Source organism: Endozoicomonas sp. ALD068, from assembly GCF_049310145.1.
Taxonomy (GTDB): domain Bacteria; phylum Pseudomonadota; class Gammaproteobacteria; order Pseudomonadales; family Endozoicomonadaceae; genus Endozoicomonas_A.
On record NZ_JBLYNU010000004.1, the window covers coordinates 6,131,726 to 6,145,568 of the forward strand.

Sequence of the window (13,843 nt, forward strand, 5' to 3'; positions counted from 1 at the left end):
TGCCATTTTGTTAGTTAGTTTTCTTCAATCAGGAAAGTCTAGCAGATTTGTCAGAATAGGCAGGAAGCTGGCTCACAGGAGCCAGCTTTACGTGAGGGATAGGTCAGATATCCCAGTGCAGACCCAGATTAAAGCCCTTGATGCTTTCATCGTTATAGATGCCCTTGGTGCCATCCATATCGATTTCGTAGAGGCGGTAGCCAGCCTGCAGTTTCAGGCCGACAAACAGGTAAAAACGGGCACCCACTTCCAGATCGTTAAAGTCAGTATCTTCAGAGCGACCTGCGAACAGCTTGCTGTAAAAGCTGATAGTGCTGGCCTGAAACAGCTCCACATCGGCAGTTAACATGGGGATAGTATCGCTGAATGAGGCGTCCCGGTATTTACCGCTGTCAAAGCGACGAACCCCCAGACCCAGGTCCAGGGCAATATTGCCATTATCCAGAATTTCGTAGTAGCCGGAGGCATCGTAACTGTCGAATTTCAGCTTGTCATGATTGAGTTTGCTGTAACCTGCCGCGAGATTGGGGAGCAGTGGGATGGGGTGCTCTATCTGTCCGTAAACAGTGTGAAAGTCACCGTGATCGGCAGTATTCCAATAGTTGTAACCCAGTTTTGCGCCAATAATATCTGCCTGGGCAAGGGTAGAGCTGGCCGCCAGGATGACAGCCGTCAGAATCGATTTTTTCATTTGTCGTTATTGCTTAGATAAAAATAACAAAATTACCGTTTGTGAGCACTGGCTCCCATGCTGACTTTTACCTATAGCCAATGCTCAGTGATATTTCATGTCCCTGAGGGAGAGGATGTGGCGATAAATCCTAACTTCGTCTATATAACTGTGTCTAGAAAAAGATAACTCCAAAAGTTCTAAGGCAGCCGATTCTGAATTATCAATTTTTAGCAGTGGTGAACTCTGATGCGTTTAGTTCGAATGGCTTTATCCAGTCTGACTGGGGCTTTCCTTTCACTGTCTATGGCACATGCGGAAGCAAATAAAGCGTGTTGGCTTTCTACCTATTCCAGCAGCTCGTATAACGTCGATGCCCTCTCTGAAATCATTGAGTCTATTGACGATGTGCCACTTTGTGTGACGAATTCGCCGACACGCTCTGGCATTGAGGTTGGGCATGTGTCTTTTGAGGGGGTAGAAGGCGGCGAGGTTCTGGCCTGCTTGTATATGGATTCCAACGGAAATAGCTCTTACGGTTATGAGTTTCAGTGGCTATTGGCCAATTACACTCAGTTACAGGAAGCAGAAACCTCTAATCCCTATTTGAAGGACCCTGCGGGAATTAGTACTGAACTTTTTCTATCAAAACGTGTTTTTGAGTTTTGTGATCTACCGACAGGTGAGCCCGAGGTTGATGCTAAGGATGGAGAGTATCAGGGAGAATCAACCCCCGGTGGTGGAGACAAACCTACCCAGGAACACGAGCCTGCCACGCAGGGACTCAGGTTCTGTACGGGTAGCGGAACTGAAGAAGTTCGTGGAGAAGAGCGCCGTTACTTCTCTTTTGGTACTAAATCAGCCGATGGCGAGCGCTGTGAGCTGGGTGAGTCTCGTTATTACGAAAATCAGGTTTTCTCAGACCTGGCATCGGAAAATCAGGTATGCAGGTTCCCTGAATATGTTAAAGGCAACATTGATGTCTGCAAGTTTGATATAGGGACTCATAACGGCCATTACTGGATTCGGGACGGTCAGGAAATGAAGCATTCTGCCAGGGATCTGGGTGAGTGTGCCCGTTTCAACTACGAACCAAGGTTCTGCATGGATATGAAGGGTCACTGCATTATTGGCAGAAAAGTCAAACACGATAGTGATCACAACCGCAACTACTGTTATGTCTGCAATGAACAGATAACTCAGGAAGCGAAAAAACTGGACTGGAGCAAGGTCAAGTGTATTACCCCTTGATTTAGGAGGCGGTTTCCAAAGATCCCGGCTCATAACACAAATTGGATGTGTTATGGGCCGTGAGCACTTAAAACACGGGAGTTATCAGAGTCTGCGAACTTTAAACTTCCGGCCCTTAATTCTGCCCTGTTCAAGGCGAGCCAAGGCTTTTCGGGCATTTTCTCTTTTAATGGCCACATAGGCGACAAAATCAAAGATATTGATTTTGCCAACTTGATCTCCCGGAATGCCAGCGTCACCAGTAAGAGCACCCAGAATATCACCAGGGCGCACCTTGTTCTTTTTTCCTCCGTCAATAGCCAGTGTCACCATTGGGGCTTTTGAGGGTGGCTGTGTTGCTGGCTTCAGTGCTCTGTGATCACCAAAAGTCAGTTTCGTCCGCAAGATATCGGCAATAGCATCCAGCTTGTATTGCTCACGGGAGGTGTGCAGGTTTAAGGCCAGCCCCTCCTTGTCGGCACGACCTGTTCGCCCGATTCTGTGGATGTGGACTTCCGGATCCCGACTCAGGTCATAATTGATGACGGCGGCCAGATCATCAATATCCAGACCCCGGGCTGCGACATCAGTAGCAATCAAAATGTCGGCACTCTGGTTTGAAAATCTTACCAGCATCTGGTCTCGTTCTCGCTGTTCCATATCACCATGGAGTACCAGTGGCTTGTAACCCTGATCATAAAGGTATGTTCCAACTTCTTTACAGGTCTGTTTGGTATTACAGAAGATAACAGTAGAAGCGGGCTGATGATGGTTGAGCAGTTTGCGGAGGGTTTCTGATTTATCACTATTCTCAGCTTGATAGAAAAACTGTTGAATGTGCTGGTGAGTATGCACTGACTCAACGGTGACCTCTTCAGGTTCAGACTGGAACTTTTGGCTCAAAGTCCTGATCTGTCTGGGGTAGGTGGCTGAATAAAGCAGCGTCTGCCTGTCTGGCGGGGTGTGATCCAGAATGTTTTCAATGGCATCAATAAATCCCATATCCAGCATACGGTCGGCTTCATCCAATACCACCGTCTTTAGATGCTCGATAGTCAGTGTTCGCTTACGCAAATGATCCTGAATTCTTCCCGGTGTACCGACGACGATATGGGCACCATGGGAGAGTGAGTTGATCTGTGGACCAATAGGTTGCCCACCACACAAGGTAACGACCTTGATGTTCTGGCGGTAGCGAGCCAGTTTTCGAATCTCGTTGGCGACCTGGGTTGCCAGTTCACGAGTCGGGCACAGCACCAGTCCCTGGCAACCAAAAAAGCGTTGATGAATGCCCAGTAGCATAGCAATGGCAAAGGCTGCCGTTTTACCACTGCCGGTTTTGGCTTTGGCAATCAGGTCTCTGCCAGCCATGGCCAGAGGTAAGCTTTTTTGTTGGATAGGGGTCATTTCCCGGTAGCCAATCTGCTCCAGGTTGTGCAGCAGCGCTTCGGGCAGCGGCAAGTCGGAAAAAGGTTGTGTACTCAAGGTTTACTCTCTACCGTGAAAAGTCTGCATCATTCAAATCTGTGCGGCAATGCAGTTTGGGCCCGGATTATAACAGAGCTGAGGAAAAAGCGCGGACGTGGGCTTAGAGATAGATAGGTGCCAGAATAAAAATCTGTATCAGCGGCTTAAACTGGTTGATGATCCAGTCAAACAAGGCACCTATCTCTCTCCTGTCTATGAGGAAGTGCTGTCCTGACAGGCTCAGCATAACATCGCCCGATGCTTCAGGCTGAAAGTTAATCACAGTGACCTGTTGGTCCGGGGTTATCAATTGAGCGATAAAGGGGGTTCGTGCTTCGGTCAGAGCCTCGACATTCTGCAAAGCATCACCTTCAGCTGGATTTTGCTGGAAGCCATAATCTGGCATTGATAGCGCAAGTTTGGCCTGATCCTGAGTCTTTTTAAGTTCCCGTATAGCGCCGGTATGTTCGATAGGAGGATATTCTTGTGAAGAAACCCCCAGTCGTTGGATATATTCGATGATGGCGACTGTTAGAGATTGAGTCAGTATAGCCCCGGCAGTAGCGCCTTCTGATGACGGGGCGGGATCGTCTGGGACAGCCTCGTGAGTAAAAACAGCCAGTTCTGTCACCCCTTCATGGTACACAAAAGCACTTAGAAGGAGGGGCAGGTTTTCGATACAAATGGGCGAACTCTGCAGACCCAGCTCTGTAATAATCAGAGCCTGCTGGTTTTCTACAGGGTGAATATGGATAACCGTGATCATCCCATCTTTTTGGGTCATCCGGATAATAAGGTATTTACTTGAAAGCAAAAGCGACTTGAGATTCAACAGGGATTGAGCTGCAAATTCGATATTAAAATGCGACAACAGTGGGAGCAGGACAGGCAGTTCCACCTTGTCTCTCAGCAGCAACATGGCTTCCCCGGGTGGAAGGGCTGAAGCATGAGTGCCTGATATTCCATAACCTCTCTTTTCAAGTCGTTCAATAAGGTTGTAAGCAATAGATGAACCTTCTGAATCCTGCACAGAAGTCCGCACGGTTTGAAACTCTTCATGACCTCCTTGTTCGGCGGGTTCAATAATATTGTGAGCAACAGATGGAGTGGTTGTCGTTATCATTTCAGCAGGCAATGATTCGACGGCCAGATTTTCGCGGGGGTCATCGTGAGTGGGTAAGCTGGTCTTGTGCTCTGCCGTCCCTTCAAAGCTGTATTTGGCAGTGGCTGGCAGCGATAAACCGGAACGTGAACTCACCATGGCAGAAGAAGAAATATAGCCGCCTGTTGCCTGCCCCGGATCGAGTAACAAACGGGCCCTTTCCATCAGGTCCGCCAGTGAAGAGGTATGATCTCTAACGTTGTAATAGGGGCTTTGTTCAGCTTCTGTCGAAACCGTTTCAGCAGCATAGCCATAGGTTAGCTGAAACTCCATATCATCTTCCAACTTATTGATTTCATCTGACATGCACTGAAGACAGAAGTGCCCCCCGCTGCCGTCCGGTTCCATAGCCATGCTGTGTTTCGAACACACAGGCATGTCACAGGAGGGCCTGTCAGCTGCTTTTGCCTGATACGTTGATGCCGCTAAACACAGCATCAGTACAAAGCTCATAAAGAAAGCAATTCTGACTGAAAAGAGTTTGACAGAAAATAAGGAGTCCATTGCCGTAGTCATTCATAATTTTATTTTGATAATCCGACAAAGCGTAGAATAAAAATTGTCATATTGCTCAGGTAAAAATTGGTCAGAATGACCGTTTGCACACTATGGAAGAGGGCGGTATCTGGATTTTTGGAGGTAGACGGGTGAATAAATCAGGGAATTGACCGACTTATAAACAGAATACTTCCAAGGAACAGACCATGAGCAAACAACCCTCCTCAACAGAGCTGGAAGCGGGGGCTAACCCTTACATCTGGCTGACTGGGCTGATCTCAGGGGGGGCATTGTTTGTGATGACCCTGGTGCTGCCTGCACCTGAGAATATGCCTGTTGCTGCCTGGCAGTGTGCTGGTCTGGCACTGATGATGGCGGTCTTCTGGTCCATGGAAATACTCCCTATTTCAGTGACCGCACTGTTACCTCTTCTGCTGGCTCCGTTAGTTGGCCTGTTATCTCTGGATAAGGTTGCTTCGGCTTATGCACACCCTGTCATCTATCTGTTTATGGGAGGCTTCATGCTGGGTCTGGCTATGGAGCGCTGGAACCTGCATCGGCGGATTGCGCTTTTGACCATGCTGGCTTCTGGCACCGGTGAACGCCGGCAGGTCATAGGGTTCATGCTTACCACCGCCTTTATCAGTATGTGGGTGTCCAATACTGCAACGGCCATAATGATGTTACCCATTGGTATGTCAGTGATCGCAATGATGAAAGAAGAACGGGGTTCTCACGGACACTTTCCTGCGGCTCTGCTTCTGGCTATTGCCTATGGCGCCTCCATCGGCGGCTTTGGCACTTTGATCGGAACACCACCCAATGCCCTGTTGGCAGCTTTTCTCAGCGAACAATACGGCATTGAAATTGGCTTTGCTCAATGGATGCTGGTAGGTATGCCTGCGACGCTGTTAATGCTGCTGGTCACGGGCTGGTGGCTCAGTTCCGGGGGCTATGAGCTTCGTCCGGGAGAAAATGAATCTGTACGCCTGTCTTTAAAAGAGCAATTAGCTGAAATGGGTTCCTTAAGCAGGGCTGAAAAATGGGTGGCAGTAATTTTTACTACGACCGCATTATGCTGGGTTTTCCGACCCTGGCTGTCCGGCTTTTTACCAGACATAAAGCTCACTGACACTGCCATAGCCCTTACTGGTGGGCTGCTGATGTTTATCATTCCCGTCCGCTGGGGTGAAAAGCTCGACTTTCTTCTTAACTGGAAAGATATTCGCAGGTTGCCTTGGGATGTTTTGCTGCTGTTTGGAGGCGGTCTGAGTCTGGCGGCAATTATCCGTAAAACAGGGCTGGCAGAATGGATTGCCAGCAACTTCCAGGTATTGGATGGACTGCCTACCATTGCCGCCATAGCCCTGGTGGTTTCTGTGATTATCTTCCTGACTGAAATTACCAGTAATACAGCGACTACGGCTGCCTTCCTGCCGCCTCTGGGTGCGCTGGCTGTCTCCCTTGGCCTGGACCCGGAAGTTCTGGCTATTCCGGCAGCCATAGCCGCCAGTTGTGCCTTCATGTTGCCCGTTGCCACTCCCCCCAATGCAATCGTGTTTGGTTCGGGGCTGTTATCGATTCGTCAGATGATTCGAAGTGGCCTGATTCTGAATCTGGCGGGTATCGTGATTATTACTGTTTTGTGCGCTCTGCTGGTGGACAGGGTCTTCTAGCCAGAAAATCTGAAGTTTTAGACTTCAGACGCAAAAAGGTAAGCGGTAAATGCTGCCCAGCTCAGAGCCAGTAAAAGCCAGGGCAGCCAATGCTGTCTATAGCGGGTCAATTCCTTAGTGATGGTTTCAGTTTCTGCGGCAGGGTTCTCTACCTGCCTTTTAACTTTTTTCAGGTGTTTGTCGAGTTCTCTGGCTTTGGCTTTTTGCTGCTTTTTATAGTGCTCAATGCCTTTCTGGATGCCCTGGGCGATCAGCCTGGTCTGCTCTTTGCTCTGGCCGGGTCGCTGGGTGGCCCTGGCTACAGACATAGCCTCTTCACGGGTTTTGGATGAATCGGTTTTCTTCCGGGGGCTGGCCATATCGTATAACAATCTCGGGGAAGGGAGAGACGGATAATAGAGCAAGACCCCGACGAAATCAGCTCAGATTTCTATCTTTTGTGTGATGCGCGTTGGATCACATAGAGTTTCATATCAAAGCGGCACTGCAGAGCACCCAGGCTGGCCAGCTTTTCTTTCTGGGAAGGTTTGACATGCCAGTAATGCGGGGTCATTGCCAGTAAGTCCATGATATCTTCTGCTGAGTTCAGCTGCATAATGCCCTGAACCGCTTTTGTTTCTGTCAGGTTAAAACTTTCAGGAAGTTGATCAAGCAGTTTATCCACAGGGTAAGGTCTGACCGTTTCGTAGATAACCTGACGAAGTTCCAGCAAGTGCTTCTCTCCGGGAGACAGTAGCAGAACATGCCCGTCAGGCTTTAACAGTCGCACAAATTCGTTCCAGTCGCATCGTGAAAATACACTTACAATGACGTCAACTTCATGGTCTTTAACGGGAATGTCATTAACACTGGCAACCAGCCACTGGACAGTTTTGCTTCTTTTGCAGCAGGCCATTATGGCAGGCCTGGAGATGTCAATGCCGACTACTGCGGCTCCCGGAAACGCCTGTTGCAGCCTTTCTGTGTAATAGCCTTCACCGCAACCGGCATCAAGAATAGACCGATTACTTTCTGAAAATTTCTCAAGGCTGTCCAGAGTTTTGGCAAGTGAATCAGCCACCGGCTGATAGTAGCCTTTGTCCAGAAAACGGGTTCGGGCCTGAACCATTGTTTTGTCATCGCCGGGGTTTTTGCTGCGTTTTTTATGCCCCGGAAGAAGATTGAAATACCCTTGTCTGGCTCGATCAAACTGGTGATTCCGGATGCAGCCCAGACCCGCACCGGAGGTATGGAATGACTGTGTCAGAGATTCGTGGCAGACGGGGCAGCGCAGAGTCAGGGTCATGATTACCAGTAAAGGTTTTTTTGATAATGCAAATGCAGCGCATCCGGACCTTTAAGCCACTTCCACGATTTGCTGGGAACTGGATTTAGCTCAGAGCTGCTCGAGCCGGGAAGTTTACTGTAATTACTGCTTTTTGCCATGAAAAAAATGTCCGCAGCGCCGAACATTAAATCAGCTATGACTTCTAATGGCCTAATTCAGGGCGCTTATTTCAACAGCGGATGATTTTCTGGCAGTTGGCGAGATATCCACAGCGCCAGTTTGCGCTTCATGCTTTGTTCTGACTCTTCCCCTTTCACCAGAGGTTGTATCAACTTGTCATGAACCAGCAGGCGGTATAGATATTCAATTTTTTGCTTGGCGGAATCTGTCGGTTCAAACTGAGCTACTTTGCGTTTTTGGGCATAAATGGCTCCGACTCTCAGAGCTTCTTTGACCAGTTCGCTTTCATTTTTGAGTTTTTTCATTGGCTTCCAGGTTTTGTTCTCTAAGCAGCCTGTCGGACTTAAGCGTCCGTAGCGAGGATTGCAAGAAATTGAGGATAAAAATCTCTGTTTCTGAGGAGAATAGCGAGCTATTTGACGAAGAAACAGGGATTTTTAGACCAATTTATTGCAACCGCAGTAGGACAGTCTTAAGTCCGACAGGCTGCTAAGGTTCACGGTAAAGGGTACATCATAATAGCTCAAGCGATCTCATGCTCCCGAGTAGTTTGCACTGAGGATCTGCCTGAGGTCAGCAATTCCAGAGTTAATTTGAGTACTATTGGCTAAATCCGGCACCAGACCCTGTTGTTTTTTCTTACCATGGAATAGCCACTCAATGGACTGCAAAGAATGTTTTGGGTTTTTAGAGGGTGTTACCGATAAAAACACCCTGTCAGACCCTTAAATTCCACTTCTTAAAAAGAAAATTCAGACACCAGAGTGGCCCGACCAGCAGAAACTGAATGTCTTCAAAGAAAGAGGGTTTTTTGCCCTCTATCTTGTGGCCGATAAACTGGAAGATCCAGGACACCGCAAAAACAGTAATGCTCAGGGTCAGTAAATACTCACCAAGGCTGGCGGCGATGCAACTCATAACTGCGTATAAGGCAATGATGGCCAGAGATAAAGGCAGAGACAGCATAAAGTAGAAAATCAGGGTCATGGCCATGACCACAATGACCGCAGCAGGGCTGAAAGACCAGACAATGCCAATAATACTGAACATGATTGCCGGAACGCAGATCCAGTGAATCTGTTTGTTGGTGGGGTCCTGGTGACTTTCACCATAGGCTTCGAGCCATTCAGTCAGGGGTCGTATTTGCATAGGGGGCCTCATTCTAATGAAACCTGCTAAAGCAGCGTTTTTGTTATTCTTGTCTTTATTCTGCGTAATGCCTGCTACTGAACCCAGTGGCAGGCATGTCAATGATACCTCGCACCATGGAGTTGTTCACAATGATTTTAAAATGCGTCAGTGTTTTTCAGAGTTAGCCAGTTATCAGGAGCACTGCTTGCCTTACTGACAAGGAGTGTTTCCTGCTGATTCTGATTCATGGCTGCGATCAACGGTTGTGTGGTCTTTTTAAATCGCTTCAATGCATCACCTTGCAAAGGTTCACCGGTTGGCAGTCTCGCGGTCATAGGATCCACTGCCTTGCCATCGATAAACAGTTCGTAATGCAAGTGGGGACCAGTGGACAAACCGGTATTTCCGGTTTTACCAATCAAATCGCCTTTGCGAACCTTTTGCCCTTCTTTCACATGCAGTTTGCTCAGATGAAGGTACCGGGTGACATAGCGACTGCCGTTTCGCATTTCGATAAAGTGACCGGCTGCCGGGTGATTGGTTTTTGCTTTGACGATGACGCCGTCAGCTGGAGCATAAATGGCAGTTCCTACGGGCACAGCCCAATCTGTTCCATTGTGCGGGCGAATCTGGCCGGTGATGGGATGCTTCCTGGCTGGATTAAAACCGGAACTGACCCGGCCCTTTTTACCCAGAGGGTACCGGGAGAAAGAGCTGCCGAGTATTTTTCCTTCCGGTGTATAGTACTTCCCATCGCTGTAGCGAACCGCCGTGTGGATTTCGTCCTTCTGATAGAGTCGGGCAGCCAGAATGACACCGCCAGCTCCCTTCTTGTTTTTCAGGGAATTGTCAGTCAATAGTTTAAAGCGATCACCAGCCTTCAGATCTTTACTGAAATCAATCTTATATCGGAAAATGGCCGCAAACTTATGAATGAATGAGCTTGAAACACCCGCTTTTCGCGCACTCCGGTAAAGGCTCCCCTGAATTTCGCCGGTAAAAGTTTTGAACAGTTCAAAAGCAGCGGGTTCATGCCTGTCAGTGGAATGAGCAAAAGCAATCTTTGAGAAAGACACTGAAAGTATCAGAGCGGCAGGCAAACTGCGTCTGACTTTGATGGTGAATGATTTGCTGGTCGAGCGATGAGGCCTGTCAAACAGTCTGGTGCAGGCTTTATAAAATGAATTGGCAGGCATTCATCAGGACCCCCTGTGGAAAACTGCAGGCAGTATCACAGCCCTCGAAAAAGTGGACTATGGAGGCTTCTCCTTAATAGGTCTGTGATCAGGATAAGCGATAACACTGGCTATCGGGATTTTTACCAGGCCGACATCGGACAGGAAAATAAAAAGGGAACAAACGAAGTGATCGAATGTGGACTTTCGTACAATCGGTTGTTCTTTCCGAGGTTTCTACTTAGAACAAAATCCATCTATCAGTATTTTTATATATCAGTAAGCAATAATTCTGCTTTTCTAACATTTGCACGTCTGTATCATGTGGCCGCTTTAATGGGTGAACGCACTCATCAATAGGCGTTTTCGCCCGTTACCCTGTTGTTCTGGCTCCCGCTATGGGCATGAATCCCTTGTTTACTTTTTTCCTGTAAAAACTCAACTCCGCCAGCCCTCAGAAAGGAGGCTGGCTCTCAAATCTCATGGTTTCTGACGTGGCAGGGTGTTTGAATGTCAGAAGGCTGGCGTGCAGGCGCAAACGGTCAGACGCTGCTCTGGCTTCATCATGAGCGTAAAACTCACAGCCCAGAATAGGGTGTCCCAGCTCAGCCAGGTGAACCCTGAGTTGGTGAGACCGGCCTGTCACGGGCTCCAGCCAGACCCTGCCGTGTTTACCATCACCGGCCATGGAGTAATACCGGGTCAGGGCCTTTTTTCCCTGCTCATGATCCACCTTTTGTCTGGGTCGGTTAGGCCAGTCGCAAATCAATGGCAGGGATATCTCTCCGGAGTCTTGTTCCGGCGTTCCCCAGACTTCTGCAATGTACCCTTTCTCCACTTCCCGATCCTGGAACTGTCGGCTCAGTTCTCTGTGGCTGGCTGCATTCAGGCCGAACACCATGAGCCCGGATGTGGACATATCCAGCCTGTGGACCACCCGGGTTTCCGGCTCAATGGCAAGCAGGCGGGCGTGAGCACTGTCCTTATTGTTGGGTGGACGGCCGGGAACGCTTAACAGTCCCGCAGGTTTAACAACGACCACCAGTTCGGAGTCACGGTACAGCTCAGTCAAAGGTTCCTGACAGTGAGGCGCAATAAAGGTCATGCAAAAAGGTCAATAATGAATGTGCGGGCATTATGCAGGGATTGAGGAGGGGATGAAAAGCAAGACTTCTAATCACTGCTGCTGACACCGGAAAAGCTGACGTTCGTAGTATCCAGCTGAAGGAATCCACCCGATGAAGTAGAACCTGATGTTAAGTTTTCATAGCTCATCTTTTCTTAGTATTATATCTCTTTCACTTGAGCAAATGCTTGAATCTGTCGAGGGCCAAATTTTTTTGTTTTCTTTTAAATTGGAGTCTCTAAAAAATAATCTCTGATTGTGAAGGTAGTAATCAAAATCTTCCCAGCAAATGACTAATTTCCCAGTAGCAATTTTTTTTAACCGTATGTAAGCGGTCATTCTTCCAGGCATTTTTCTTAATTCTTCCAGATTGGTTTCTTTTGTTAAAAAAACACCATTCAAGTCGGGATTTTCAGGGGGAGAAGCTGAAATCCATAAGGCGCTATGACTTAAGATTCCCTCATCTGTTGTTACATTCATAGTGTAGGTCCCATAACTACCATCTCTCATTACATGGCCGATCTCGGTACGTTCATCTTCTTCAGTTCTGTAGAGTATGAACAGTTTTTCAGAAGCGAAGGTGTTTAGTCCATGAAATTCCAGATTGATATGGTCAAGGCTGGCACTCTCACCATTCCATGAGCCCAATAACTCAAAATAATTAATGGTTGGTCTGGCGTAAGAAACCGATGTCAAAAAGATCAATATAGAAAGAAGCTTGATTCTTATCATAAATAAACCTCATTACTTCGAATGCAATTCATTGTAAAAAAGAATTTGCATAATTCCAGAAAACATAACAAAAAAAATCCAGCGGACTGCCAATGGTTATGCACAGGATCAATAATGAATGTGCGAGCATTATGCAGCCCCCCGCTACAACATAGTTGTCGTTTCATGTCACGATACGGCAGTACCGACAATGAACTCAATCACTGGCGACTTTCTTAACGAAGCGAGCGACAAAACGTTCTATAAATTCCGGCACTTTTCTGAAAATAAGGGCACAGATCAGCAGGTTGAGTACACCAAGTGTCAGGAAAAACTGTTCAATGGACAGCTCCAGGAACCCCAGGAATACCATGCCAGACAAGGCACTGACCACCATATAGAGTGCATTCTGAACATTCAGGGCAGCAATCGTCTGTGCACGACGGTTCGCAGGTGTTCTCTGCTGAACCATGGCATACAGAGGAACGATAAACAGGCCGCTGAAAAAACCAATCATGCCCAGATCCAGCAAAACTCTCAGATTCTCACTGTTTTCCATAAAGGCATCAATGGTCAGTAAGTTTGTCGTTGTGGCAGGAGTGACAGCGAAATACAAATCAATTCCGAACAGGCTCAGACCCAGGGCACCAATGGGTACAATACCCGGCTCAATATGACCTTTGGAAAGTCGTCCACAGAACAGCGAACCGGCAGCGACGCCAATGATGAATATCGCCAGCATGACACTGACGACTTGTGGACTGCCTTTCAGGGTCTCGCTGGCCAGGTTGGGAAGCTGTGTCAAATAAGCAGCCCCCAGAGCCCAGAACCAGGAAATGGCAATAATGGATTTGTGAACGCTGTCGTTTGATCGGGTTTTCCGGATTATAGTCAGGGTCTGCTGAAAGAGGTTCCAGTTGATTTTCAGGTCGGGATCAGCCGCTGCAGCCCCGGGTATAAATAGAGACGCCAAATAACCCAGAACGGCAAACAGAACGACAGAAACGGCCACCCAGGCAGTAGCATCAGTCTGTTCAATCAAAATACCTGCACCCAGCGTACCCGACAGTATGGCAACAAAAGTACCCATTTCTACCAGAGCATTGCCGCCAATCAGTTCATTTTCATTCAGGTGCTGGGGAATAATGGCGTATTTAACCGGCCCGAAAAAAGCGCTTTGAACCCCCATCAGGAACAGCAGAACCAACAGGATCAGGTAGTTCTGGGTAATGATAAAGCCGGAAGCGACCGCCATGGTGACAATTTCCAGCAGTTTGACCCGGCGGATAATCATCGACTTTTCATATTTGTCACAGATCTGCCCGGCAGCACTGGAAAAAAGAAAGAAAGGAAGAATAAACAGGCCAGCAGCCAGGTTGATGTATAGATCTGAGTTAAGTGGCAGGTTTTCTGCTGCAGCGAATGCCGCCATCAGTAACAGGCAGTTTTTATAGAGGTTGTCGTTAAAAGCACCCAGAAACTGGGTCAGGAAAAAAGGTAGAAAGCGTCTTTTATCCAGCAGTGCCAGCTGACTCTGTTGCCTCATGTTA

Annotated in this window: 13 protein-coding genes; 2 read left to right on the forward strand and 11 right to left on the reverse strand. The window is 48.0% G+C overall.

Annotated features, from left to right (window positions below):
* Nucleotides 1–103: 103 nt before the first annotated feature.
* Entirely contained in the window at nucleotides 104–691 is a 588-nt protein-coding gene (locus ACO6V5_RS22910; RefSeq protein WP_422135440.1) for a hypothetical protein, read from the reverse strand.
* A 228-nt stretch (nucleotides 692–919) separates the two neighbouring features.
* Between ACO6V5_RS22910 and ACO6V5_RS22915 the strand changes: the two genes are divergently transcribed.
* Nucleotides 920–1,921 (forward strand): hypothetical protein, encoded by a 1,002-nt coding sequence (locus ACO6V5_RS22915; protein WP_422413799.1) that lies wholly within the window; start codon nucleotides 920–922, stop codon nucleotides 1,919–1,921.
* Between the two features lie 84 nt (nucleotides 1,922–2,005).
* On the opposite strand, the gene dbpA is transcribed toward ACO6V5_RS22915, so the two are convergent.
* Together dbpA and ACO6V5_RS22925 are read right to left on the reverse strand one after the other, a co-directional pair.
* Entirely contained in the window at nucleotides 2,006–3,385 is a 1,380-nt protein-coding gene (dbpA, locus tag ACO6V5_RS22920) for an ATP-dependent RNA helicase DbpA (RefSeq protein ID WP_422135438.1), read from the reverse strand.
* Between the two features lie 103 nt (nucleotides 3,386–3,488).
* Complete coding sequence (locus tag ACO6V5_RS22925; protein WP_422413300.1) at nucleotides 3,489–4,802, reverse strand: hypothetical protein; 1,314 nt, start codon at nucleotides 4,800–4,802, stop codon at nucleotides 3,489–3,491.
* 431 nt (nucleotides 4,803–5,233) lie between these two features.
* Here ACO6V5_RS22925 and ACO6V5_RS22930 point away from each other — a divergent pair, with 431 nt between their 5' ends.
* A complete protein-coding gene (locus ACO6V5_RS22930; protein WP_422135436.1) occupies nucleotides 5,234–6,703 on the forward strand; it encodes an SLC13 family permease in 1,470 nt (489 codons plus the stop codon).
* 17 nt (nucleotides 6,704–6,720) lie between these two features.
* On the opposite strand, the gene ACO6V5_RS22935 is transcribed toward ACO6V5_RS22930, so the two are convergent.
* From ACO6V5_RS22935 to ACO6V5_RS22970, 8 genes are all read right to left on the reverse strand, one after another.
* Nucleotides 6,721–7,062: a DUF2956 domain-containing protein gene (locus ACO6V5_RS22935; protein ID WP_422138974.1), complete on the reverse strand. Its 342-nt coding sequence runs from the start codon at nucleotides 7,060–7,062 to the stop codon at nucleotides 6,721–6,723.
* 71 nt (nucleotides 7,063–7,133) lie between these two features.
* Nucleotides 7,134–7,988 carry a methyltransferase domain-containing protein gene (locus tag ACO6V5_RS22940; protein ID WP_422413303.1) on the reverse strand — a complete coding sequence of 285 codons (855 nt, stop codon included), beginning with the start codon at nucleotides 7,986–7,988 and terminating at the stop codon, nucleotides 7,134–7,136.
* A gap of 206 nt (nucleotides 7,989–8,194) precedes the next feature.
* Entirely contained in the window at nucleotides 8,195–8,455 is a 261-nt protein-coding gene (locus tag ACO6V5_RS22945; protein ID WP_422135433.1) for a DUF5062 family protein, read from the reverse strand.
* A gap of 412 nt (nucleotides 8,456–8,867) precedes the next feature.
* Nucleotides 8,868–9,299, reverse strand: a complete 432-nt coding sequence (locus ACO6V5_RS22950; protein WP_422135432.1) for a DUF962 domain-containing protein — start codon at nucleotides 9,297–9,299, stop codon at nucleotides 8,868–8,870.
* 137 nt (nucleotides 9,300–9,436) lie between these two features.
* Nucleotides 9,437–10,477, reverse strand: a complete 1,041-nt coding sequence (locus ACO6V5_RS22955) for a peptidoglycan DD-metalloendopeptidase family protein (protein WP_422135431.1) — start codon at nucleotides 10,475–10,477, stop codon at nucleotides 9,437–9,439.
* Between the two features lie 433 nt (nucleotides 10,478–10,910).
* Complete coding sequence (locus ACO6V5_RS22960) at nucleotides 10,911–11,561, reverse strand: pseudouridine synthase (RefSeq protein WP_422413305.1); 651 nt, start codon at nucleotides 11,559–11,561, stop codon at nucleotides 10,911–10,913.
* Between the two features lie 159 nt (nucleotides 11,562–11,720).
* Entirely contained in the window at nucleotides 11,721–12,314 is a 594-nt protein-coding gene (locus ACO6V5_RS22965) for a hypothetical protein (RefSeq protein ID WP_422135429.1), read from the reverse strand.
* 196 nt (nucleotides 12,315–12,510) lie between these two features.
* On the reverse strand, nucleotides 12,511–13,839 hold the full coding sequence (locus ACO6V5_RS22970; protein WP_422413307.1) for an MFS transporter: 1,329 nt from the start codon (nucleotides 13,837–13,839) through the stop codon (nucleotides 12,511–12,513).
* Between the last annotated feature and the right edge of the window lie 4 nt (nucleotides 13,840–13,843).

Coding starts and splice junctions, on each gene's coding strand:
- ACO6V5_RS22910 (WP_422135440.1), bottom strand. CDS start 691: ATGAAAAAATCGATTCTGACGGCTGTCATCCTGGCGGCCAGCTCTACC.
- ACO6V5_RS22915 (WP_422413799.1), top strand. CDS start 920: ATGCGTTTAGTTCGAATGGCTTTATCCAGTCTGACTGGGGCTTTCCTT.
- ACO6V5_RS22925 (WP_422413300.1), bottom strand. CDS start 4,802: ATGGAGTTTCAGCTAACCTATGGCTATGCTGCTGAAACGGTTTCGACA.
- ACO6V5_RS22930 (WP_422135436.1), top strand. CDS start 5,234: ATGAGCAAACAACCCTCCTCAACAGAGCTGGAAGCGGGGGCTAACCCT.
- ACO6V5_RS22935 (WP_422138974.1), bottom strand. CDS start 7,062: ATGGCCAGCCCCCGGAAGAAAACCGATTCATCCAAAACCCGTGAAGAG.
- ACO6V5_RS22940 (WP_422413303.1), bottom strand. CDS start 7,988: ATGACCCTGACTCTGCGCTGCCCCGTCTGCCACGAATCTCTGACACAG.
- ACO6V5_RS22945 (WP_422135433.1), bottom strand. CDS start 8,455: ATGAAAAAACTCAAAAATGAAAGCGAACTGGTCAAAGAAGCTCTGAGA.
- ACO6V5_RS22950 (WP_422135432.1), bottom strand. CDS start 9,299: ATGCAAATACGACCCCTGACTGAATGGCTCGAAGCCTATGGTGAAAGT.
- ACO6V5_RS22955 (WP_422135431.1), bottom strand. CDS start 10,477: ATGCCTGCCAATTCATTTTATAAAGCCTGCACCAGACTGTTTGACAGG.
- ACO6V5_RS22960 (WP_422413305.1), bottom strand. CDS start 11,561: ATGACCTTTATTGCGCCTCACTGTCAGGAACCTTTGACTGAGCTGTAC.
- ACO6V5_RS22965 (WP_422135429.1), bottom strand. CDS start 12,314: ATGATAAGAATCAAGCTTCTTTCTATATTGATCTTTTTGACATCGGTT.
- ACO6V5_RS22970 (WP_422413307.1), bottom strand. CDS start 13,839: ATGAGGCAACAGAGTCAGCTGGCACTGCTGGATAAAAGACGCTTTCTA.